The sequence below is a fragment of the Bacillus sp. A01H genome, from assembly GCF_045277205.1.
GTDB classification, from domain to species: domain Bacteria; phylum Bacillota; class Bacilli; order Bacillales; family Bacillaceae_G; genus Bacillus_A; species Bacillus_A paranthracis.
Genome location: NZ_CP117702.1, coordinates 2,654,357 through 2,678,151, shown reverse-complemented (window position 1 = coordinate 2,678,151; position 23,795 = coordinate 2,654,357). Strand labels below are relative to the sequence as shown.

Annotated in this window: 25 protein-coding genes; 18 read left to right on the top strand and 7 right to left on the bottom strand. The window is 32.6% G+C overall.

Annotated elements, in window-relative coordinates; translation table 11 throughout:
• Positions 1–48 precede the first annotated feature (48 nt).
• Entirely contained in the window at positions 49–966 is a 918-nt protein-coding gene (locus tag PSR14_RS14075; RefSeq protein ID WP_048557912.1) for a serine hydrolase, read from the top strand.
• 112 nt (positions 967–1,078) lie between these two features.
• Here the strand turns inward: PSR14_RS14075 and PSR14_RS14070 are convergent, their stop codons facing one another.
• Positions 1,079–1,411 (bottom strand): DUF3889 domain-containing protein, encoded by a 333-nt coding sequence (locus PSR14_RS14070; protein WP_000734898.1) that lies wholly within the window; start codon positions 1,409–1,411, stop codon positions 1,079–1,081.
• A gap of 144 nt (positions 1,412–1,555) precedes the next feature.
• Here PSR14_RS14070 and sleB point away from each other — a divergent pair, with 144 nt between their 5' ends.
• From sleB to PSR14_RS14035, 7 genes are all read left to right on the top strand, one after another.
• Positions 1,556–2,335, top strand: a complete 780-nt coding sequence (gene sleB / locus PSR14_RS14065; protein WP_001249248.1) for a spore cortex-lytic enzyme — start codon at positions 1,556–1,558, stop codon at positions 2,333–2,335.
• A gap of 15 nt (positions 2,336–2,350) precedes the next feature.
• Positions 2,351–3,691, top strand: a complete 1,341-nt coding sequence (ypeB, locus tag PSR14_RS14060) for a germination protein YpeB (RefSeq protein ID WP_000943715.1) — start codon at positions 2,351–2,353, stop codon at positions 3,689–3,691.
• A gap of 26 nt (positions 3,692–3,717) precedes the next feature.
• Positions 3,718–4,314 (top strand): YhcN/YlaJ family sporulation lipoprotein, encoded by a 597-nt coding sequence (locus PSR14_RS14055; RefSeq protein ID WP_000698002.1) that lies wholly within the window; start codon positions 3,718–3,720, stop codon positions 4,312–4,314.
• A 112-nt stretch (positions 4,315–4,426) separates the two neighbouring features.
• On the top strand, positions 4,427–4,783 hold the full coding sequence (locus PSR14_RS14050) for a hypothetical protein (protein ID WP_000976537.1): 357 nt from the start codon (positions 4,427–4,429) through the stop codon (positions 4,781–4,783).
• Positions 4,784–4,808: 25 nt separating this feature from the next.
• Positions 4,809–5,306 (top strand): GNAT family N-acetyltransferase, encoded by a 498-nt coding sequence (locus PSR14_RS14045; RefSeq protein ID WP_048557911.1) that lies wholly within the window; start codon positions 4,809–4,811, stop codon positions 5,304–5,306.
• 108 nt (positions 5,307–5,414) lie between these two features.
• Positions 5,415–6,482 carry an aromatic acid exporter family protein gene (locus PSR14_RS14040; RefSeq protein ID WP_048557910.1) on the top strand — a complete coding sequence of 356 codons (1,068 nt, stop codon included), beginning with the start codon at positions 5,415–5,417 and terminating at the stop codon, positions 6,480–6,482.
• Between the two features lie 16 nt (positions 6,483–6,498).
• A complete protein-coding gene (locus PSR14_RS14035; protein WP_048557909.1) occupies positions 6,499–7,035 on the top strand; it encodes a DUF1697 domain-containing protein in 537 nt (178 codons plus the stop codon).
• Between the two features lie 44 nt (positions 7,036–7,079).
• On the opposite strand, the gene PSR14_RS14030 is transcribed toward PSR14_RS14035, so the two are convergent.
• Positions 7,080–7,484, bottom strand: coding sequence for a hypothetical protein (locus PSR14_RS14030; protein WP_001015806.1), 405 nt, complete (start codon positions 7,482–7,484; stop codon positions 7,080–7,082).
• 209 nt (positions 7,485–7,693) lie between these two features.
• On the opposite strand from PSR14_RS14030, the gene PSR14_RS14025 reads away from it, so the two are divergent.
• Positions 7,694–8,863 (top strand): ParM/StbA family protein, encoded by a 1,170-nt coding sequence (locus PSR14_RS14025; RefSeq protein WP_000025610.1) that lies wholly within the window; start codon positions 7,694–7,696, stop codon positions 8,861–8,863.
• Positions 8,864–8,874: 11 nt separating this feature from the next.
• Positions 8,875–9,210 (top strand): hypothetical protein, encoded by a 336-nt coding sequence (locus PSR14_RS14020; RefSeq protein WP_001257754.1) that lies wholly within the window; start codon positions 8,875–8,877, stop codon positions 9,208–9,210.
• A gap of 110 nt (positions 9,211–9,320) precedes the next feature.
• Here PSR14_RS14020 and PSR14_RS14015 read toward each other — a convergent pair whose 3' ends face one another.
• Positions 9,321–10,184: an alpha/beta fold hydrolase gene (locus PSR14_RS14015; RefSeq protein WP_048557908.1), complete on the bottom strand. Its 864-nt coding sequence runs from the start codon at positions 10,182–10,184 to the stop codon at positions 9,321–9,323.
• Between the two features lie 421 nt (positions 10,185–10,605).
• Here PSR14_RS14015 and PSR14_RS14010 point away from each other — a divergent pair, with 421 nt between their 5' ends.
• Positions 10,606–11,637, top strand: coding sequence for a DnaA N-terminal domain-containing protein (locus PSR14_RS14010; RefSeq protein ID WP_073541720.1), 1,032 nt, complete (start codon positions 10,606–10,608; stop codon positions 11,635–11,637).
• 18 nt (positions 11,638–11,655) lie between these two features.
• On the opposite strand, the gene secY is transcribed toward PSR14_RS14010, so the two are convergent.
• Both secY and PSR14_RS14000 read right to left on the bottom strand, forming a co-directional pair.
• Entirely contained in the window at positions 11,656–12,960 is a 1,305-nt protein-coding gene (gene secY, locus PSR14_RS14005; protein WP_073541719.1) for a preprotein translocase subunit SecY, read from the bottom strand.
• Positions 12,961–13,313: 353 nt separating this feature from the next.
• Positions 13,314–13,781: a VOC family protein gene (locus tag PSR14_RS14000; RefSeq protein WP_000589645.1), complete on the bottom strand. Its 468-nt coding sequence runs from the start codon at positions 13,779–13,781 to the stop codon at positions 13,314–13,316.
• Between the two features lie 219 nt (positions 13,782–14,000).
• Here PSR14_RS14000 and PSR14_RS13995 point away from each other — a divergent pair, with 219 nt between their 5' ends.
• The 4 genes from PSR14_RS13995 to PSR14_RS13980 all read left to right on the top strand — a co-directional run bounded on the left by PSR14_RS13995 (position 14,001) and on the right by PSR14_RS13980 (position 20,567).
• Positions 14,001–14,501, top strand: a complete 501-nt coding sequence (locus PSR14_RS13995) for a GyrI-like domain-containing protein (RefSeq protein ID WP_073541718.1) — start codon at positions 14,001–14,003, stop codon at positions 14,499–14,501.
• Positions 14,502–14,883: 382 nt separating this feature from the next.
• Positions 14,884–16,587 (top strand): M4 family metallopeptidase, encoded by a 1,704-nt coding sequence (locus tag PSR14_RS13990; RefSeq protein ID WP_073541717.1) that lies wholly within the window; start codon positions 14,884–14,886, stop codon positions 16,585–16,587.
• A 482-nt stretch (positions 16,588–17,069) separates the two neighbouring features.
• Positions 17,070–19,616, top strand: coding sequence for a type I pullulanase (gene pulA, locus PSR14_RS13985; protein WP_098487558.1), 2,547 nt, complete (start codon positions 17,070–17,072; stop codon positions 19,614–19,616).
• Between the two features lie 351 nt (positions 19,617–19,967).
• Positions 19,968–20,567, top strand: coding sequence for an undecaprenyl-diphosphatase (locus PSR14_RS13980; protein WP_073541715.1), 600 nt, complete (start codon positions 19,968–19,970; stop codon positions 20,565–20,567).
• A 169-nt stretch (positions 20,568–20,736) separates the two neighbouring features.
• Here PSR14_RS13980 and PSR14_RS13975 read toward each other — a convergent pair whose 3' ends face one another.
• Together PSR14_RS13975 and PSR14_RS13970 are read right to left on the bottom strand one after the other, a co-directional pair.
• Positions 20,737–20,919, bottom strand: a complete 183-nt coding sequence (locus PSR14_RS13975) for a hypothetical protein (protein WP_000273226.1) — start codon at positions 20,917–20,919, stop codon at positions 20,737–20,739.
• A 147-nt stretch (positions 20,920–21,066) separates the two neighbouring features.
• Complete coding sequence (locus PSR14_RS13970) at positions 21,067–21,603, bottom strand: DinB family protein (protein WP_073541714.1); 537 nt, start codon at positions 21,601–21,603, stop codon at positions 21,067–21,069.
• 264 nt (positions 21,604–21,867) lie between these two features.
• On the opposite strand from PSR14_RS13970, the gene PSR14_RS13965 reads away from it, so the two are divergent.
• The 3 genes from PSR14_RS13965 (at position 21,868) to PSR14_RS13955 (ending at position 23,676) form a co-directional block, all read left to right on the top strand.
• Positions 21,868–22,560 carry an HAD family hydrolase gene (locus tag PSR14_RS13965; protein ID WP_113732701.1) on the top strand — a complete coding sequence of 231 codons (693 nt, stop codon included), beginning with the start codon at positions 21,868–21,870 and terminating at the stop codon, positions 22,558–22,560.
• Between the two features lie 135 nt (positions 22,561–22,695).
• Positions 22,696–23,064 carry a DUF4180 domain-containing protein gene (locus PSR14_RS13960; RefSeq protein WP_000403460.1) on the top strand — a complete coding sequence of 123 codons (369 nt, stop codon included), beginning with the start codon at positions 22,696–22,698 and terminating at the stop codon, positions 23,062–23,064.
• Positions 23,065–23,172: 108 nt separating this feature from the next.
• Complete coding sequence (locus PSR14_RS13955) at positions 23,173–23,676, top strand: MepB family protein (protein WP_163262431.1); 504 nt, start codon at positions 23,173–23,175, stop codon at positions 23,674–23,676.
• Positions 23,677–23,795: the final 119 nt, after the last annotated feature.

The following is a 23,795-nucleotide window of genomic DNA, read 5'->3' as shown; positions in this document are numbered from 1 at the left end:
GCTACAAGATATAATAAATTAGGTAATGATTTAATTGGAGGTAAAGTATTGGATTTCAAGCAGCTAGAAAATAAATTTGAAAAGAAAAAAGTAAATACATTTCTTGTTTATCAAAAAGGTGAGTTAACGACTGAATATTATAAAACGTTAGAATGCGAAAATAATGTATTTAAAATAAATTCGATTACAAAAAGCATTGTATCTATATTAATTGGTATTGCAATTGATAAAGGCTATATAAATGATATACATACACCGATTACAGAGTGGATTGAAAATATACCTGAGGGAAAACATGATTTGACGCTTTATCACTTATTAACAATGACTACTGGTGAGGAGTGGAAAGAGTTTGGAAATGGAGTAGTATTCCCGAATGACTTTGTAGAATCAGCGAACTGGGTGCAATATATATTAGAAAAACCAATAATTGAAGAACCCGCTACAAAAATGAATTATAACTCAGGTTCTTCGCATTTGCTTAGCTACATTATCCAAAAAGCTACTGGAATATCGACAGAGCAGTTTGCAAAAAGATATGTATTTGATCCATTAGAAATTACCGAATATGAGTGGCAGCAAGATCCCCAAGGAATATATGTCGGTGGTTTCGGTATGAAAATGAAATCAAAAGACTTATTAAAGCTAGGAATATTATGTTTACAAAATGGATATTGGCAGGGGAATGAAATTGTATCATCGAAATGGTTAGAAGAATCAAGTACACCTCTATTTGAAACGTATGAACATGTCGGGGCGTATGGATATCACTGGTGGGTATTGAATAACGAAAGATTTCACATACCGTACTGTATGTACTTTGCTATGGGATATGGCGGGCAATATATCGTTATCATTCCGCAGTTAGAGGTAGCTGCTGTAATAAGTAGTCATATGCCTAAACGTGGACTTGTTCCATTAAATTTATTTATTGAACATATACAAGAGAATTGTAATTTTCAGTAAGGGCACAAGTAAATCCATTTAATCCAGTTCAATTGTTTCATTTCTTCACAATTGAAAGTAATTTAGAAATGAAAACCTCACTGTTTATATTATAAACAGTGAGGTTTTCATTTTATCTACTCGTCTTCTGAAATGACACCTTAATAAATTTCTCCGTCTTCGTTTCAAATTCTACATCAACAAAAACGCCATATTCTTTTCCGTCCTCACGTAGCCATAATTTAAATTTTTCAACTGTTATTTGAACGGTTTTTGGTTTTCTACCTATATGAAGGTAATCAATAATCTCTGCTTTTGGGTATTGTTCTTTCGTTTTTTCTACAGCAAGCTTACCCCATTTCGCATACGGCGGCTGTGCATGAACAATTGCTGAGCCTGTATATACATTTGAACATATTGTTAGGAACAGAATAACGAGTGCGACACGCTTTAACAATTTTTTCATAATGAACTCCTTTTACCTTTTTTTATATTGTTTACATACTTTTTCAACGATATTAGTTTGGATTTTTTTGTCTTCATTACATAAAAGCGAGCCTTTTACAAAACATAACCAAGAAATCATTTACATAATTAAGGAGGGAAAATTATGCGCCAAAAACCTGTTTTTAAAATAGCAGTTTTGCTTGCGTTCATAGGACTGTCTTTCATGGTCAGTAGTATACAACTAAAAAATGTAGAAGCCTTTTCTAATCAAGTCATTCAAAGGGGAGCATCTGGTGAAGATGTCATTGAACTGCAATCTCGTTTGAAATATAACGGATTTTATACGGGAAAAGTAGATGGTGTTTTCGGATGGGGTACATACTGGGCACTTCGGAATTTTCAAGAGAAATTTGGTTTACCGGTTGATGGTTTAGCTGGAGCTAAAACGAAGCAAATGCTCGTGAAGGCAACGAAGTATGATAAGTCAACTGCTAATAAAGGAACGACAACGAATAAAGGAAATAGTGGAGGTACTGCACAAGAAAATAAACCACCTCAAAATAAAGGGACAAATGTTCCAAATGGTTATTCTCAAAATGATATACAGCTCATGGCAAACGCAGTATATGGAGAGTCTCGTGGGGAGCCGTACTTAGGACAAGTTGCAGTCGCTGCAGTTATTTTAAATCGTGTTACAAGTGCATCATTTCCAAATACTGTTTCGGGTGTGATTTTTGAGCCAAGAGCATTTACAGCGGTAGCAGACGGACAAATATATTTAACACCAAATGAAACAGCGAAAAAAGCTGTATTAGATGCAATTAATGGATGGGATCCAACAGGAAACGCATTGTATTATTTCAATCCAGATACTGCAACAAGTAAATGGATTTGGACTCGTCCACAAATTAAAAAGATCGGGAAACATATTTTCTGTAAATAGAGCGGAGGTGGAACTATGTTACGAGGTATTATAATCGTATTATTAACAGTTGGTGTAGTTGGAACTGGATACTGGGGCTATAAAGAGCACCAAGAAAAGAATGCAGTATTAATTCGAGCAGAAAATAGCTATCAACGTGCGTTTCATGATTTAGCGTATGAGGTTGATTTATTGCACGATAAAATTGGAACAACGCTTGCGATGAATTCGCGCGCATCTTTATCGCCTGCATTAGCAGATGTATGGAGATTAACATCGGAAGCTCGTTCGGATGTAGGACAACTTCCTTTAACATTAATGCCTTTTAATAAAACGGAAGAATTTTTAGCGAATATCGGTGATTTTAGTTACCGTGCAGCCATTCGTGATTTAGAAAAAGAACCATTAAATGATCAAGAATACAAAACGTTGCAAACTTTATATTCCAATGCAGGGAATATACAAGATGAACTAAGAAAAGTGCAACATCTTGTTTTGAAAAACAATTTACGCTGGATGGATGTTGAGATGGCACTCGCATCAAATCGTGATCCTGCAGACAATACAATTATTGACGGGTTAAAAACAGTAGAAAAAAATGTAACATCGTATTCATCTACAAACTTCGGACCTACCTTTACAAGTGCACAAAAAAATAAAAAAGGTGGATTTGAAGCAGAAGGAAAAGCAATTTCAAAAGATGAAGCGGCGAAAATTGCAAAATCGTTTTTAAATTTAAAAGGAAATGAAAAAGTAGAAGTCGAGAAAAGCGGAAAAGGTGCGAAAGAATCTTTCTATAGTGTGAAAATTAAAGACGAGGCAACGAATAATGAGTTTTATATGGATATTACCGGAAAAGGCGGATATCCAATTTGGGTTATGAATAATCGAGAAATTAAAGAACAGAAAATTAGTTTAAACGATGCAGGAAGTAAAGGTTTGAAATTCTTAAAGGACCATAAGTTTCATAATATGGAGCTTTATGATAGCTCACAATATGATAATGTTGGAGTATTTACGTATGTAGTAAATGAGAATGGCGTACGAATTTATCCAGAGGCAATTCAAATGAAAATTGCTTTAGATGACGGTTCTATCGTCGGATTTTCGGCGAAAGAATATTTAGCATCACATCAAAAACGAACAATCCCTTCGGCAAAGCTAACTGCAGCAGAAGCAAGAAAGAAAATAAACCCTGATGTAAAGGTAATGGAAGAGCGAAAAGCAATGGTAGTAAACGATTTGCATAACGAAGTACTTTGCTATGAATTTGTAGGTACTTTAGGGAAAGATACGTACCAAATTTTCATCAATGCAAATAGCGGAGCAGAAGAAAAAGTGAAGAAAATGCAAGCTGTTGAAAAAATTTATGATTAAACTTTAATGGTAAAGTGGTGAGAATAATGAAGATTTTAATATATATGTTGATGGTTTGTTTTTTAATAACTGGATGCAGTATTGGAAAAAAGGATAATCCAAACGAAAAGCCCGAGCAAAAAAATGTTTCAATGAAAAATGTTAATTATACAAATAAGTCAAATAAGCCAAATGAAAAAGCAGCGGACCATTTAGCGTCTTTAGCGGCAAGTGTGCCAGGTGTGAATGATGCGACAGCGGTAGTAGTTGGGAAATATGCTATCGTAGGAATTGATGTAAAAGCGAAACTAGATCGAACACGTGTTGAATCCATTAAATACTCTGTTGCAGAAAGTTTGAAAAACGATCCTGATGGTGCTAATGCAGTTGTTGTAGCAGATGTTGATACGTATGAACGACTGAAACAAATTGGAAAGCAAATTAAAAAAGGAAAAACAGGCGAAGGTATACTGGATGAGTTAGCAGCAATTGTTGGCCGTGTAATGCCACAAGTTCCAAATGACATGATTGAAAATAAAGAAACGAATCCAATTCAAGATAATGATAAACAATTACCAAAAGATGAAGAGCAAGAACTGAGAAAAGAACAGAATGACCAATCAAATAATCATTTAAATAAATAAATTTAACAGTAACCCTGTACTAAATTGTACAGGGTTTTTCAATATAATATTAAATATTCAGTTTATTTTTAAGGGAATATATGGTTTAATTATTATGGGAGGGACAACTGTTATGATGAAAAAAAGCACATTAATATTATGTAGTTTATGCTTAGGTTTCAGTATGACAGCGTGTGAACAGAAGAAAGAAGTAAAAAAGCACACAGCGACTTCTTCTACTGTGATGGAAAATCAAAAGAAAAAATCTATCAATATAAATCATTTCTCCAATATAAATGAAGGAATGACTTATAAAGAAGTGAAAGATTTAATTGGTTTTGAAGGGGATTTACTCATAGAAGAAGGGGTGGAACATTCTACACAAATTAAGCAAATTTTTGCTTGGAAGGGAAGCAATCCAACTGCATTAGTTGAAATTACATTTTTAGATGGCAAAGTACATTCTAAAGTGCAGCAAGGTTTAAGTTAATAAGTAAAAAATGGGAGAGTTTATCATGAACATACATACAGGGGAGATTCAATTAGTTCCGTATAAAGAGGAATATAAAGAAGTTATAGAAACATTTACTTTACCAAGTGAACAAGTTCAATTTACGTCGGACCCAGCTGAATTATTGAAAAAAGCAAAAAATGATCGTACAAAAAATGTCATTGTTATTTTAGATTACAATGGGGTACCTGTTGGTCTTTTTGCATTGCAAACAGGAGATAGAGTACAGGAATTCACAGAAAATGAGAACGCTTTACTTTTAACTTCATTTTCTATAAATCACAATAGACAAAGGAAGGGATACGCTAAAAAATCACTGGCACTATTACAAGAGTTTGTACAACGTTATTTTTCGATGAAAAATGAAGTTGTACTTGCTGTGAATGAAAAAAATATTCCAGCACAAAATTTATATAAAAAAGTTGGTTTCCAAGATAAAGGACTTAGAAGAATGGGACCAATTGGTCAACAAATTATAATGCATTTACCTATCATAAAATAATGAGAAGAAAAACTTACTCTTGCATAGTAAAGTAGTAAGTTTTTTTATTTGGAACAATATATGTTGTAAAATATATAAATAAACGAAATAGAAATGAAGGAAATACAAATGAATCAAGTTAGAAAATGGAATATTATTGGTGGAAGGGTGATAAAAACAGGAATTGCGGTTTTTCTTACAGTTCTAGTTTGCGAATTTTTCAATATACCAACTATTTTTGCTGTTATTACAGCAATTGTAACAATTGAGCCAACCGCAACGGATTCTATAAAAAAAGGACTAGTTCGTTTTCCAGCTTCAACAATTGGATCAGCGTATGCAATGACTTTCACATTTTTCCTAGGTCATCAGGCGCTTTCTTATGCGTTAGCGGCAATGTTTACAATCGTTACATGTCAAAAACTAAGGCTACACGCAGGAACGTTAGTCGCAACTTTAACTGCTGTTGCAATGATTCCCATTACGGCAGATCATTATTTTACTGCATTTTTAATTCGATTAGCTACTACATCTACTGGTATTATAGTGTCTACTTTAGTGAATTTTTTCATCTTACCACCACACTATGTTAAAACAATTTCGGGATGTACAGAAGAGCTATTTGTTAAAACGGCAAATGTTATGGAGGAATGGCTTACTGCGTTAATGGATGGGAAAGTTATAAAAAAGGAGACAACCTATACTCTTTCTAAATTAACTGTATTATTACATAAAGCAGTACAATTTGTTCAATATGAGCAAAAAGATTGGAAATACCATCGACATACAAAAAAAGAAATGAGAAGCTTTTTACTTGTACAAAAGCAACTTCATTTATTACAGCAAATTATTTATCATATAGATAATTTAGCTCGAGCACCAATTGAAACATGTGATTGGTCACAAAATGAAAAAGAAATTTTACGACGAACAATTCATTCTATAATTTCTATATTAAGAAATCATTGTGAAAAAATAGATGAGGAACATTTTAAACTGATTGATGAATTAGATAAGCAATTTTGGACTAATAAAAATGATTTAGCACATTGTAAACCGAATCAATATCATCATCATTTTTCAAGTGAATCTATCATTTTATTTGAGATATTATCTATACATGATATGTTAGAGGAATTAGAACAAATATTCGAGAAATATGAGAGTGAAAATCAACTTAATTGCTCAGTTCATTAAAATGCGGAGGATTGATATGACAATTTATATTGCATTACTAAGAGGAATCAATGTAGGCGGGCATAAGATAATCAAAATGGCTGATTTAAAACAAGCGTTTGAATCAATAGGGTTGAAACAAGTGAAAACATATATTCAAAGTGGGAATATCGTGTTCGAATCTGAAAAAGATATTGATTTTCTAAACAAACGAATACAATCTGAAATTAAAAACGTTTTTGGTTTTGATGTTCCGGTTATGTTAAGAACACATGAGGAATTTATAAACATTACAAAAAGATGCCCCTATGAAGTCAATTCATTGCGAGAAGGCGAAAGTATACATATTGCCTTCTTAGCACATGAACTTTCTAAAACAGAAAAAGATCAGCTACTTATGCAAAAAAATGAGATTGAAGATTGTTGTATTCATGAAAAAGTTGTGTATTTATTTTTCAAAAATAGCATTCGAAACTCTAAATTAATGAACCAGTTTCAGAAGTTGCATACACCAGCTACAGTAAGAAATTGGCGGACTGTGAATAAATTAAAAGCGATTGTAGAGAGTATATAACTATAAAAAGAAGAGGTTTTCTGTCTATAGAAAACCTCTTCTTTTTATTTATATTGTTTCGCTACAATGAGTTCAATGATAGGATAAATAAAGAATGAAGAGCACAGTGCAATAAAAAGAGGGAAGTTTTTAACCCCATCTAAATTAGCTCCCATAGAAAACCCTTCAGAGAAGAGTAATATAAGGAACATTACAACTACGAGCGTAAAATATGCAATTTTAGAGCTTTTATATGTAATTTGTTGTCCCATTTCATCTTGACTTTCTTCTGATACACCGTGAGGATCTCCCCATGTAATATGATTGATAAGGTAGCTAATTATTATAGCACTAGTGAAAATTGTGCCACCTAAAATTTCACCTTCAGCGATGTATTTATAAACTCCATGTATAAGCACTCCAAGTAATGATAAAACGATAATTATGAAAATAAATTTTTTATGGTTCAATTTAAAAATGGCACCTCCATTGTTGTAAAAAACTCTTTACAACTATAGTATAAAATTGGGAAAGTTTAATGTCAAATACTTTTTACACACAGAGCCGCGAAAATGATATTTTGTATGTACGGTTAATAAAAAATTATATTACATTTGAATGTAAAAGAATGGGCTCGCATATATTTGGAAGGGATGTCAGATTAATTTAGGGGGTAGTTATGTCTATTCTTTTAAAAGCTGGTGCTGATGCAGGAAATAATGGTTTGAAGTTAATGGTGAAAGGGCAAGATCCTATTTTTATTCCGAGTATATATGCTTTATATATAGGAGAGCCTACAGGACTTTTAGATGAGGAAGATGTTTCATTATCTGAATTAGAAAATCACATTGACGTGACCATTAGTTCTCCATCGTTAATGTTAAATAATGTGCGGTATATCGTTGGAGAAAAAGTCATTCAAGATCAATTAAAAGGTACTGAGGTTGAGAAGAAATCGAATAAGTCAACTGATGAGTTAATGGTTATTACGATTCTATCTGGTTTAGCCGTAAGTGCTATGCGTCAAAGTCCAACTTCTAGCCATATTAACATTCGATATGATTTATCTGTTGCTCTCCCTATGCAGCTTATTACACAAGAAATAGCGGCGGAAAATGCGAAACGTTATATGGGGAATCATAAGGTTGTGTTCCATTATCCAAACGGACGTGATGTTACAATTAATATTTCCATCGAATATTGCAAATGCCTACCTGAGGGTGCTTCTGGGACGTGGGGCATTGTATATGATGAAGAAGGAAATGTTGTAAAACATAAAATAGAATGTGAACAAAATAAAGTGTCAGAAATTGATTTTGTTGATAAAACATTATTATCTTTTGATATTGGTGCAGGAACGACAGAAGAAGTCGTTTCACTAGGTGTAAACTTTAGACCACAACTAAGTAAGGGTTTATCGTACGGTGTGAAAGAAACGTTACTACAAATTATTACGAGATGGAACCGGAAGTATCCAACAAAGACAATTGATAGTATTACAGAATTCAATCAAATTTATTTAAATGATAAACACCCTAGAAATGCATTATTAGTTGAGGAATCACAACCAGCACTATTAGGTTTAGCAGCGCGCGTTGCAACGGATATTATTAACAAAATTGATGATATGAAAGACGATCCATATGTTTTTATTTATGGCGGGGGCGCAGTTATCATAAAAAATAGCCTGAAAATGATTTTAAAACAAAAAGGGCGTTTAACAAATGTAATCTTTGTAGATAATCCATTATTTACAAATGCACGTGGGTTATTAGTCTACACTTGTTCGCCAAAATATAGAGAGCATAAGCAAAAAGAGTTAGGATTTACAAACTTAACAATAAGTTAGTTGGTGGAAGTATGCGATCTAGGCGATATAAACGTGGTGACCGAGTAAAAATTAATATTCATAAGTCAGTATCACCTGAAATGCTTGCATGGCTGAATAAACAATCAAATCCAACCAACTTCTTTTTCTTTGCAGCGCAGCAACTTTTTAAACAAGTAGGAGATATTGATGTGTCAAAAGCTATACCAAGTAGCCATGTTTTCTCGTTATACGTTGAGCCATCATCTTTATTAAAAGTAGAAGTTAATCCTTTTAAAAGCTTACCACTAGAAGCAAATAAATCCACCGATAATATAAAAAAAAAATCATGGGAAGCTGTTGATCAATTAGATTGTCCGTTTTTTTAAACATAGAAAAATATAAGTATTGCCCATCACTATACATACGGATACAGTGATGGGCGTTTTTACATGTAAAGATAGGAGGGACACAAATTGCGGCGTGCCCCTCCTATTCATTATTTTTCTATTATTTTGGCTGTATGTTCAGTAACAGTATGAATGATGTCTTCCCAGTCATCAGGATGAATCTCATGTCCAGCGCCTTCAAGAGTTAATAGAGCTGAGTTAGGAATCTCATCGATAAGTGCGAGACCATGTTCAAAAGGGAGTGCGGTATCGTCTGTTCCGTGAATGACTAATGTAGGTGCTTGTATGGAGTGAAGCACCCCTTCATATGCATCATCGCCTTGAAGTAAAGCGTGATTAAACATGCTTAATAAATTGTTAGCTCGTTCAATTTCTTGTTTTACTTGATTATAGACTCTTTTTTCATCAAATGTGCGTTTGGACCCGCATAATAGACGGGACCCTGAAACTAAATATTCTGCTACAATATTTTCATTTGTCCAATCTAAATGCGTGCCATTTGCGTGATGTGTTAAAATTCTTTCATCCATCGGGGGTAAGTCACGTGTGTTATTGTCAGAGCCTATCACACTTGTAGCTAGTAATGTTAATGTTAATATTCTTTCGGGATGTTTTACAGCAGCAATTTGAGCGATCATACCGCCTAAAGACATACCAAATAGATGCGCTTTGTCAATATGATAAGCATCTAGTACCCCAATTGCATCTTCAGCCATATCCGTAACGGAATAATTAGAAGTTCCAGGTTCATATGCGACAGAGCGTCCCACATCACGGTTATCAAAACGAATAACAAATTTCCCCGTGTTAGCCAACTGTTCACAAAATTCTTCATCCCAATAAACCATTGAACACGTAGCACCCATAATTAATAAAATAGCTGGATTTTTAGGGTTTCCAAAGCTTTCTGTACATACATCAATCTCGTTTATTTTAAATATCTTTTCAGTCATAGAGTTCTCTCCATTTCTTTTGAATGTAATTAAACATAAAATTTTGAATGACTCTAAGTTGTGTGTTAGATTTGCTTTGTTTTTTGCGTAATTACCCCCAAAAATAAGTTTATGATAATTTAAGGGGAAAAATTTTGAGAAATAATTGTATGTTATTAAAATAAACAGCAAGGGAGAGGACATGAAAGCAATTGTTATAGATCAATATAGTAGTGTTGAAGAATGAAAAGACAGACCAGTTTTAAAACCAGTTGTTAAGAATAACGAGGTATTAAAATGAAGAAGGCGTTAGAGAAGCTTATATTTTGAGTGAATATAAACATGTTTCATTTTATTCATGATACGGATTGACTTTATTTATTGGAAAGGCGTAATATTATTAAGCTATATGAAAGAGATCTGTAAGAAGAGGGGAGTTATTATGAAAATAAATTGGACTGAAGTAAAGGAAAAAATTCGACCGCAAATTTCAAAACCATCATATGAAACTTGGTTTACGAATACTACTGTTTATTTAGAGGATGATATATTAACAATTTATTGTCCAAATGAATTTGCACGTGACTGGTTAGAATCTCATTATAAAGAATTAGTATTTAATACATTAAGAGAAATGTTTAATACGACTTTTGAAATTCAGTTTGATCTATGTAATGGCGAACCATCTAACTTGAAAGATGTCCAAAAAGAAAAGCTTAGTAGCTGGGATGAAGTAAAGAAAGCATTAAGACCTAAAATAGCAGAGAAAACATTTATGACATGGATTAGAAATACAAACGCTACGATAAAAGATAATAAAGTAATAATCTTTTGTGAAGATGCGTTTCATCGTGATTTGCTTGAAGGTGAGTATAAAAATATAATTTCAAGTACCGTACAGAAACTTACTGATGAAGAATATCAAATTTGGTTCGAAATAGGATCAAGCGCTACTTCTAAAGCACAGGTTCATCACGTGAAAAATAATCAACGTACTTCCGGACAAGAGGAATCAAAAACAATTTGGAATAAAATAAAAGATAAAATGCAATTGAAAATTTCGAGACCGTCATATGAAACTTGGGTCAAAGAAACGACAGCTAGAATAAATGAAGATTCATTAATCATTTATTTTGAAAACGAATTCCAACAAGAGTGGGTTAAAAAGTCTTATAAAGATTTAATTTCGCAAATAGCAAAAGAGTTAACTGGAAATACATATGAGCTTCAATTTGAATTAAAATCAAATACAAATGCACTAGGTAATGCTGAAAAATCAACTATTAAAGATATCACTTCCGAATTAGGGGAGCAGTTCAAAGTATCCAATAACAGTTTAAAATATAACGATGTAGACGAGAGCAATAAACGCATTCGAGCCCTAGAAGAAAAAATAATGAACTTGGAAAAGATCATTGGTACATTAGTAGAAAAATTAGATGCAGTAGAATTAAAAACACAGTTGGAAAAATAACCAACTGTGTTTTTTTACTTAATTCGCTTTTTTTATAAACCCTTTATAATGACGTTTTACAAGCTGACTTTCTAACGTTTTCATTGTTTCAAGTGCCACACCGACAATGATCAGTAAGCTTGTACCACCAATTTGTGCAGAAGGTGGTAATGTAGCAATCTTTGTGAATACAAGCGGTAAAATTGAAATTGCACCTAAGAAAATTGCACCGATAAATGTTAAACGGTATAAAATTTTCGTTACATATTGTTCTGTTGATTTACCAGGACGAATACCAGGTACATATCCATTTTGTTTTTTCAAATTCTCTGCCATTTGTTCAGGATTTACTTGAATAAATGCATAGAAGTATGTGAAAGCAACGATAAGACCTACATATAGGGTCATTCCAATTGGATGTGCGAAATCAAGGTTTGCAACTAACCATTTTGATACGCTTGAATCAGGGAAGAGCTGCGCAATTGTACGCGGCGTCATTAAAAATGCGGAAGCAAAGATTACTGGAATTACACCAGCACTATTTACTTTAAGAGGTAAATGAGTGTTTTTTGCTCCTTGATATTGATTGTTGCCTGAAACAGCTTTTGCATATTGAATCGGTATTTTACGCACAGCTTGTTGAATGTAAATAACCCCAACAACTATCGCTAAAATTATAAGACCAATTAAGACCATCTTTATGATGTGTATGAATAATTGATCGCCTGCATTTTGAAATTGTTGCAAATAAATTTGGTTCGCAACATTTGGAATCGCTGCAACAAGTCCTGCGAAGATAATCATCGAAATACCATTACCTACTCCGTTAGCGGTAATTTGTTCACCTAACCAAAGTAAAAATGCAGTTCCTGCAGTTAAAACTGTCGCAATAAATAAGTATGTAGTCCAGCTTTGATCTGTAATTAATTGTCCACCTGCTATATTATTAAAGCCATAAGACATCCCAATGGCTTGTATGAATGCGAGAATGATTGTAAAGTATCGAGTAAATTGAGCTGATTTCTTACGGCCCATTTCTCCTTGCTTTGCCCATTCCGAAAATTTTGGTATGACGTCCATTTGTAGTAATTGTACTATAATGGAAGCTGTAATATATGGTGTAATACCTACAGCAAAGATTGAGAAGTGTTGCAATGCTCCTCCGCCAAATACGTTTAGCATACCTAAAACGTTAGCTTGATCTTGTACTTTTAATACCTCTGCGTTAGTATGAGGAACTGGAATAAACGTGCCAATTCGAAAAACGATTAACATCGCTAATGTAAAAAGGATTTTCCTTCTTATCTCAGCTACTCTCATGAAATTTGAAATCGTACGAAACATTATATCGCCTCCTATATTTTTATCAGTTTAAAACTGATTATTATATTCCGATGAAGTAACCACAAACCTCCTTCCGCATTAAATTCATTTGACAAATGGAATTTTATACATTTTGTAGTTTTCACGGATATAAAAATATAAGGTATTTTTAGCGAGCTATAAGTTTTTCGTAATCATTCAATACACATAATATATCGAATAAATTAACAAATGTACATACATACGCATGAAAAATGAATAAATAGGGTCATTTTTTACATTTATTTAATGATAAATTGATAGGACATTATTATTAGGGATTGTTATACATGTTATAAAAATAAAGGTGAGACATTATGATTTATAGCTAATATTCATTCGAATGTGTCAGCTAATAGTTTCTCCCAATCTTTAAAGGATAATTTATTAGTTATATGTTTTAGTGCATTAGGTACAATAATATGACAAATAAGTTCTAAGCTATTACCATCTGGATCAATAAAATAAACAGATGCATTGCCTTGATGTGGACGGACAAAAGGTGCAATAGATTCATTACTCCCAAACGGAACAGCTTTAATTTGAAGTGAGTGTAACCAATTTAATGATTCTTTTAAATCCTCATATGAAACTCTAAATGCAATATGACGTAAAGAAGGATGATATTTCGTTTCACATTCAGAACCTTCCCATAACCCCAGCCAACTCATTCCTTCTTCAATCCAAAAGAATGCTGTTGATTCATCGCTCCAAGCTAATTTCAACCCTAGTTTTTCATAAAATTCAATTGAGTTTCTTAAATTGCTAACCGGTAAGTGTGCTTCATATATTCCTTTAATCAATTTAAATCCTCCTTTATTCTTACAATTTCTTATCATTACTATAGCTGTTAAAAAAGAATATAGAATCGAGTAAAGGTATGAAAGTACATATAACTTTAGTAGTAAATAATCTTATTTCAATTAAGATTTATGCAATTAAGAAATTTGTTTATTTAAAAGGGATTTATCAAATTGAAAGATAAATAAATTGAGTAGATACTTAATAAGGGGATGATATAGATGAAAGTAGTTGTAAAAGAATTACGACCATTAGAAGTGGCATTCATAAGAAGAACGGGTAGTTACTTTGAACCACAAGATCATTGGGGAAAGTTATTGAACTGGTCTATTGAAAATAAGCTTTATCCACCGGAGCAATCATTTATCGGAATCTCATTAGATAATCCTGAACTTGTTGCAAGCCATATGTGCCGACATGATGCTTGCGTGACCATACCTGAAAACTTTGAGAAAGAACAACATGAGGGTGTGCAATTTAAAAGTGTAGATGGAGGTCTATACGCTCTATACGAATTCTATGATGAACCTTATAAATTAAGTGTAGCGTATCAATACATGTACGCAGAGTGGCTACCAAATAGTGAGTATGATGCAGATTATGATAGAGATAATTTAGAGTTTTGCTTAAATAATGTTGCAGAAGATTTAGAAGGAAAGTTAAAGGTTGATTTATTTGTGCCAATTAAAAAAGTACCAATAAATATGAATGCAAATAAGTAGTATGTTTCTATCTAGCACTATCTTTACTATATTTTTTATTTGCTAATCAAATAGTAACGGAGGATACCGGTGTATTGGATGATATATTTTTAAAAGATTATTGGGTAGAGAAAACATTAAATAAACAATTAAATGAGACGAGCATATACTAATAAATGACACAATGCATAATTTATAATCGTATTTGAAGAGCACTTTAAAGTGCTCTTTTTTTATTGAAATTCATGCACTTATATAAGTTGTTCTTAATTTGAATCATCGTCCTTATATTATGTAATTTTGCATAATGTTACATAAATTGTGTATTTTCCCTTTTTTTCGACAGGAACAGCAAGTATACTTTGTACAAGCTTTCTATTTCAAAATTATACGAGGTGAAAAAATGAAAAACAAAAAGACGTTAACTAAGGTAGCATTAACAACAGGTTTAGCTTTAACAGCAGTAGCACCATACGGAGTAGGTCATGCAGAGGAAACAGATCAACTACAAGTTCAAATTCAGGAGGAATCATTCCGTTCAGGTGAACTTACACAACCGTCACAAAAGGCACCAGAGAATGTAGTAAAAGATGCTCTGAAGGAGAAAACAGAACAAGCTCTTTCTCCAAAGCAAGTCAATGGAGAAACTGGAGTAGATTATAAAGTTCTTCAAAAACGTGGTTCATATGATGGGACTACACTTGTACGTATACAGCAAACATATGAAGGAAAAGAAGTATATGGCCATCAATTAACTGCACACGTAGATCATAACGGTGTTATTAAAAGTGTTTCAGGCGATAGCGCGCAAAATTTAAAACAAGAAGAATTGAAAAAGCCTATCAATCTATCAAAAGATGAAGCGAAACAATATATTTATACGAAGTACGGGAACGATATCAATTTTATTTCTGAGCCAGAAGTTAAGGAAGTTATTTTTGTTGATGAAAATAATGGCCAAGCTAGCAATGCATACCAGGTTACATTTGAAGCGGCAACACCAAAATATGTTTCCGGAACATATTTAGTAAATGCACAAAATGGTGATATGTTAAAAAATATGGTACAAGAGTCTAACTTGAAAGCAAGTGAAAAACTAGTTGGAGCCTTAAAGAAAAGTAAAAAAAGCAGCCTTACATCATTAACGGGCACTGGAAAAGATGATTTAGGGATCTCTCGTTCATTTGGCATTTCTAAACAAAGTAATGGCAAATATTCTCTTGCTGATTATACAAGAGGGCAAGGAATTGAAACATATGATGTGAATTACAGAGATATTACGAAAGAAGAAAGCTATTATCCTGGTACATTAGCAACTAGTACTTCAACAACATTTAACGATCCAAAAGCAGTAAGTGCTCATTACTTAGCAACAAAAGTTTTTGATTTTTATAAAGATAAATACAACCGTAATAGCTTTGATAATAAGGGACAAAAGGTAGTTTCAGTTGTACACGCTTGGGATTCTGAAGAGACGAATGATCCGAAAAATTGGCAGAATGCATTGAGTGCTAATAATGGAAGTATGCTTGTATATGGAGATCCTATCGTCAAAGCATATGACGTAGCTGGCCATGAATTTACACATGCTGTTACTTCTAGTGAATCTAATCTTGAATATTACGGTGAATCTGGTGCGATTAATGAGGCACTATCTGATATTATGGGAACATCTATTGAGAAATACGTAAATAATGGAAGCTTTAACTGGACGATGGGAGAACAAACTGGATCTGTCTTCCGTGATATGGAAAACCCAGCTTCTGTTCCATCTTCACTTGGAGTACCTTATCCAGATGATTACAGCGAATTTAATGATTTTAATGGATGGGATCAAGGTGGCGTTCATTTTAATTCAAGCATTATTAATAAAGTTGCGTATCTCATCGCAAAAGGCGGAACTCATAACGGTGTAACTGTTAAAGGAATTGGTGAAGATAAAATGTTTGATATTTTCTATTACGCAAATACAGATGAGTTAAACATGACTTCTAATTTCAAAGAATTAAGATCAGCATGTATTCGAGTGGCAACTAACAAATATGGTGCAAATTCAGCTGAAGTTCAAACAGTACAAAAGGCATTTGATGCAGCAAAAATTAAGTAAGTTAGAAATATAGTTTTTATTCATATATTATTACATTATGAAAAACAGCTAATGTCGTTTTAAGGATATTAGCTGTTTTTTTCATACCAATGTATTTGAAAAATAAACTTACTAAGCAATAATTAGGTACTCTACCTTTAAGAAGTTGCGACAAAGATTTTAGGTTTATAGTATATAAAAACAGAAAATTAATAATATATTGACCCCTTAATGGGAAGTGCTATAAAATGAAAGCGATAACAAACGATTGCTTTAAAATAATTTCCCTGATCTTTTCGTATTTACAGATGTATGAAGACATAAATAAACTATTTTTTTATCAATTAATGCAAACGTTTTCTTATTGGAAAGATCATTGAAATACATATGTGAAAATAACCAATACAGGGGGAAGCAAAAGAGATTTCTATATTAATTTAAATTGTGTAATGTAGTACGGGCATAATAAATCGTCCGTACTATTTAAAGAAAGGGTGTATGTAGTGCAAATGACAAAAAGATTAATTAACAAATCAGTTTTATTGCTTACTATAATCGTTATGTTATCATCTGTTTTCTCTTTTCAAAGTGTAAAGGCAGTTTCAAATTCGAAAACAACTGAAGTTATCATTCATTACAAAGAGCAGCTTGGAAATACAAAAGACTGGAATCTTTGGTTATGGGGAGAAAATGCAAATGGTACATCTTATGAATTTACTGGTGAAGATGAATTTGGAAAGTACGCTAAGATTAATATAGATGGTGACTATAATCGTGTAGGATTCATCATTCGTACAAATGAGTGGGAAAAAGATGGTGGGGATCGTTGGATTGAAAATATAAAGGACGGTCGTGCTGAAGTATGGATTCTTTCTGGTGATGAAAAGGTATATAACGCTAAGCCTTCTTCGGATCTATCAATTCAAAAAGCAACTATTGATAGTTTCAATGAAATCACTGTAACGACGAATGTTCCATTTCATATTAAGGAACAGAAAATCGAAATTGAAGGTATTAAAATTAAGAATATTACTCCTTATGATATAAACAGTGGAGATATTACGAATAAGGTGAAAATAATTACGGAACAGAAAATTGATTTAAAACAAACATACAAAGTTAAAATAGAAAACTTAGCTGATACGAATACTGAAATTGGTAAAGTCATTCGTAGTGAGGAATTTGATCATTTATTTTATTATGGTGGTAACGATTTAGGAAATACATATACCGTGCAACATACAAAGTTCCGTGTATGGGCTCCTACTGCGAGTGAAGCGAAGTTAGTTACATATAAAAAATGGAACGATAAAATAGGTACTGAAATAAATATGCAACAAGGTGAAAAGGGCACCTGGAAAGCAGAACTTAAAGGGAATCAAAAAGGTCTCTATTATACGTATAAGGTAAAAATTGGTGATAAGTGGACAGAAGCAGTTGATCCGTATGCACGTGCTGCTTCTGTAAATGGAGATAAAGGTGCGGTTATTGATTTAGAAGAAACAAATCCGAAAAAATGGAACACTAACAAAAAGCCTAAATTAAAAAATCCGGAAGATGCTATTATTTATGAATTGCATGTACGTGATCTTTCTATTCAGCCCGAAAGTGGCATTAAACAGAAAGGAAAATATTTAGGTGTAACAGAAAAAGGAACAAGAGGGCCTGAAGATGTGAAAACAGGACTTGATCATATAAAAGATCTTGGTGTTACACACGTTCAGCTTTTGCCGATATTTGATTATGCTTCAGTAAATGAAGAGAATGTAAACGAACCACAATATAACTGGGGATATGATCCAAAAAACTTTAACGTACCAGAGGGGTCCTATTCTACAAATCCATACGAGCCAACTGTTCGAATAACTGAATTAAAACAAATGATTCAAACACTACATGATAATAATCTTCGTGTTGTTATGGATGTAGTTTATAACCATATGTATAATGCTGCTGAATCTAATTTTCATAAGTTAGTTCCCGGTTATTATTATCGTTACAATGAAGATGGAACATTTGCAAATGGAACCGGTGTAGGAAATGATACGGCTTCAGAAAGAAAAATGATGAGGAAATTTATGATAGATTCCGTCACATATTGGGCAAAAGAATACAATTTAGACGGATTCCGTTTTGATTTAATGGGTATTCATGATTATGAAACGATGAATGAAATACGTAAAGCTGTTAATCAAATTGACCCTTCTATTATACTGCATGGAGAAGGTTGGGATTTAAATACACCTCTTGCAGCAGAGTTGAAAGCAAATCAAAAAAATGCAGAGAAAATGAAAGGGATTGCTCATTTTAACGATAATATACGTGATGGATTAAAAGGTAGTGTATTTGAAGAGAAAGAAAATGGGTTTGTAAATGGAAAGGAACACATGGAAGACCGTATTAAAAAAGGTATTACCGCAGGCATTGACTACGATACAAATTCGTCGACTTACCAAGATCCAGAGCAGGTACTAACGTATGTGGAAGCACATGATAATCATACATTATGGGATAAACTTGAGTTGACTAATCCAAGTGACAGTGAAGAAGTGCGAAAACAAATGCATAAATTATCTTCTTCGATTTTATTAACATCACAAGGTATTCCGTTCTTACATGCGGGACAAGAGTTTATGCGCACGAAATATGGTGATCATAACAGTTACAAATCTCCAGATTCAATCAACCAGATGGATTGGCTGCGCCGAGCAACGTTTAATAATGAAGTAGATTATATGAAAGGTTTAATAGAATTACGCAAAAAGTACTCAGCTTTTCGAATGACATCTGCAGAGCAAATAAAAACACATGTATTATTTATTGATGCTCCGAAAAATACTGTAGCTTATACAATAGAGGGGAATAAAAATGAATACTTTACGGTGGCTCACAATGCAAATAGAGAAGCTGTTGAAATAACATTTCCATCGAAAGGTCCTTGGAAAGTACTAGTAGACGGGAAGCAGGCGGGAAGTAAATCTCTTTATGTTGTGCATGACAATAAAATTAAAGTTCCTGCGTTAAGTTCATTTGTTTTAAAGTTAAAATAGTATAATTTCACATACTGTAATTATATTACAATTTAATAAAAAAGAGAAGAACTTACCAAGGTTCTTCTCTTTTTTATGTGTAATTATCGTTTCCGTGGTTGTGAATATAGCAAAAGGCAAGACGATGAATCTATTTTCAAAGTGACGAAAAAATGACAAAACTGTAAGAATGCATGAATGATTGTAAGAAAGTTCGATGTTTTCCTTTTTCTTTTTTTATTAAAGTGAAAAAGAAGAAAGCGGTGTCATAAGAGGTTGGTATTTTTAGGTGGGTACAATAACCAACACTATCCATGTAATAAAAGTATATGGCAATCAGTAAGACACCTTACTAATAAGGAGGGATTTGAAATGTCTTTTTCTCAATTCAATATCGATATTTTTCGAGCCATTAATGATTTAGGTAAACAATATTCATTCCTAAACCCGGCCATAGTATTTTTGGCTGAATATATGGTATATATTTTAGCTTTAATTATTTTAGCTTATTGGTTTACTGGATCTAGAAAAAGTAGGATGATGGTTATTCAAGCGATGGTTGCTTTTGTAATTGCTGAGGTAATCGGGAAAATAGCAGGGAAATTCCATCTAAATTATCAACCGTTTGCAGTATTGCCTCATGTTAATAAACTTGTCGACCATGCTGTAGATAATTCATTTCCTAGTGACCATACAATTCTCTTTTTTTCGATTTGTTTTTCATTTTCGCTTGTGCGTAAAAAAGCTGGATGGCTATGGCTTATACTTGCATTTTGTGTAGCGATTTCTCGTATTTTGGTAGGGGTTCATTATCCTTTTGATGTTGCAGTAGGGGCTTTAATAGGATGTATTTCAGCGGTATTTTCGCATTGGTTAGTACCGAAATTATCTTTTATTAGGCAATTACTTACTCAATATGAAAGAGTAGAGAAACATGTTTTACCATCCAAAAACAAATCAAAAGGATTGTGAGTATAGACCTTTATCACCCTCATTACTATTCTTCACAAGTTGAATGTTCAATGCACTTATTTACATTCATGAAGATGAAAAGGAATGGGTAGTACATCTAGATAATAAAATAGCTTGTTACCTAGATGTATAATCTAAATGCTGTTCCGTTAACATTTTGAATGTATCGTTATTGCAGAATTAAACCTACAATCATAATGAAACTAAATAGTATCATCCAACCAAACGCACAATAGCCGAAGATTCTAATCCATTTTGGCAATTGATTCATGTTAACTCTATTTGTGGGAACTCCTTGCATAAAAAACATCATTTTTTGATCTCTATCCCTATTATTTTGTTGTTCATACATAATATCATCACCTTTCTAGAACTATTGTGTTTATAGTATATCAGTCTGAAGAAAATTATGTATACGGGCTCGTTTGCATCTTGCGTGGTGAATTTTATAAATAGCAAAAAAGAGTCCTATATAAATGGGACTCTTTTTCTTCAAGTATTAACTTACTGGATATGCATTAGAACCAAGATAACGTTCTTTTATAATTTGTAGATGATGAAGCTCATGTCCAGCTATGATGTATGCTAATGCACGAACTGTAACTTCAGATTTGTTCGCTTTTCCTCTTTGTAACCAAGTGTCTTGATCTAAGCTTTTCAGTAAATGCACGGTAGATTGGCGAACAACTATTAAATTATCAAGAAGATCTTGCATAGATTGCTTATCAAAAGCAGCTTTAAGAACATACATATCATCGTTATAGCCTGGAAGTTCTGCTGTCTCGCCTCGAGCAATAGATAATAAGCGATACGCCATAATACGTTCTGTATCTGCAATATGGCCGATTACTTCTTTTATACTCCATTTGGTAGGAGCATATCGAAAAAGTCCCTCACTATCAGAAATCTCTTTTAATAAAAGATTTGTTTCCTCTATTTGTTGCGCTAAAATTTGTATGATATTTCCTTCTGATACTAAGTTAACATACGTTGCATAATAGGAGTTATATTCACTTGCCTTTGGTTTAATTTGCATACGAATCATCCTTTATATTTAACCTTTACGTACAGCTTATCACAAAATAGTTTCAAATTAATCTGAAAGTTCGAAATTACGATTAAAAAATTCACCTACTACCTTAGTTGAAATTGTTTATTTTCACATCAATTAACAAATAGAAAAAGGATTTTTGATTTAACTCTTAGAATATCGTTCTATTACGAGCTCTTTCATATGAATTGTTTTTTTGATTACTTTTGATGATATCTAGGAAATATAGAAAGGTTGTGAATTTATTTGATGGGTTATAAAGCTATGCTGTTTGATTTAGATGATACGTTACTTAATAGGGATAAGGCAGTAGATACATTGTTTTTATTTGTTTTAGAAAAATGTTATGAAGATGTTAGTGATACAGTTAAAAACAATATGCTACGGAAATTTAAAGAATATGATAAAAGGGAATACGGCATGAGTGATAAAGCGATAGTTTTAGAATCGTTGTTTGATGAATTCCCGCCGAAGTATAGGTTGCAACGCAATTATATCCAAGATTTTTGGAATAATAATTTCCCTAAATGTTTTTCAATAGACAAAAATACTATTGATTTCTTAAATCATATAAAGAAGCACTTTGAAGTTGGAATTATAACAAATGGCTCAACTCAAAGGCAAAAGGCTAAAATAATTAACACAAATTTAAACAATTACTTTGATACGATCATTATTTCTGAAGAAGTAGGATTGAGTAAACCGGATAAACGTATATTTGAACTAGCATTAAATAAACTTGATGTGCAACCAGAAGATGTATTATTTGTTGGAGATGACTTAGAAAAGGATATTGCTGGTCCTCAAAATGCAAATATAAAAGGTGTGTGGTTTAATCCTCAGAAAATCAAGAATACTACCAAAATACAACCATATGCCGAGATTAACACTTTGGATAGCTTGTTAAGTTATGTTACGCCACAATATTTTTTTAACAAGTAAAATTAATTTCATTGACCGTATTAGTAATAAAAATAGAGGCGATTTTAATAGCTGCGGTTAATTTAATCTATGATTCATACGAAGTTTTGTAAAACAATTTTACTTATACTGTGTAAATTATAAAGGGGTGAGACTATGGAAATAAAGAAAGTAGTAATCGATGGAATCAATATTGCGGTCATTAGAAATGATAAGGTATTAATATCCGATGTTCAATCTGCATTAGATACTATGGCAACTGTTCAATATGAAGTAGATGCGAAGCATATTATTATCCATAAATCTTTAATAAGTGAAGATTTCTTTGATCTAAAAACACGTCTTGCGGGCGATATTCTTCAAAAGTTTATAAACTACAAGGTGAAATTTGCTATTGTTGGAGATTTCTCTATGTATACTAGTAAAAGCTTAAAGGATTTTATTTATGAATGTAATAAAGGTAAAGATATTTTTTACTTAGCAACTGAACAACAAGCAATTGAAAAACTAAGTACATTAAAGTAATAACAATACCCCAGTAAAATTACCCTCTTTTTCACATCGCTTATTATTTATAACATATAAGAACTGATGTTTGTGTTAAACTAAGAAATGAATAAAGGGGGAGTTTTCTTGAACAGTTATATTGATACGATACAAAACTTAAACAACATAATTTACAAACCTAACAATTTAATAATTACGAATCTAAAAGAAGAAAAGCAAAACGCAGAATATGCAGGATGTTTATTTCACTTAAATAACAAAACCATTCGTTTTAGAAAATCAAAAATTACTCCTAATAAAATTGGTCAATTTGTTTCTTTTTGGGAGAAAGATGACGATATGCAAAATCAAGCATTCTCTTATGACGCTGCTCCTGACTTATTAATTATTACTTGTATAGATGATAACAAACTAGGACAATTTATTTTCCCTAAAGATATTCTTCTTAAAGAAAAAATCTTGAGAACACAAAATCAAAAAGGCAAGATGGCTATGAGGATTTATCCGATCTGGGATACTCCTGTTAGCAACCAAGCTAAAAAGAGCCAAATGTGGCAGCTTCAGTATTTTGTTGATTTAAGCGATCATAATAATTTACCTATAGACAAACTATTACATTTGTATTCGTAGCTTCTTATCTTAAGTAATCTTGCGAGTTTTACTTTTTGTACCGGTACAGTTAAACGAAATGTACATTGTTTCAGTACCCCATCAAAATTACAATCAGCATATACTAGTTTAACTTATAC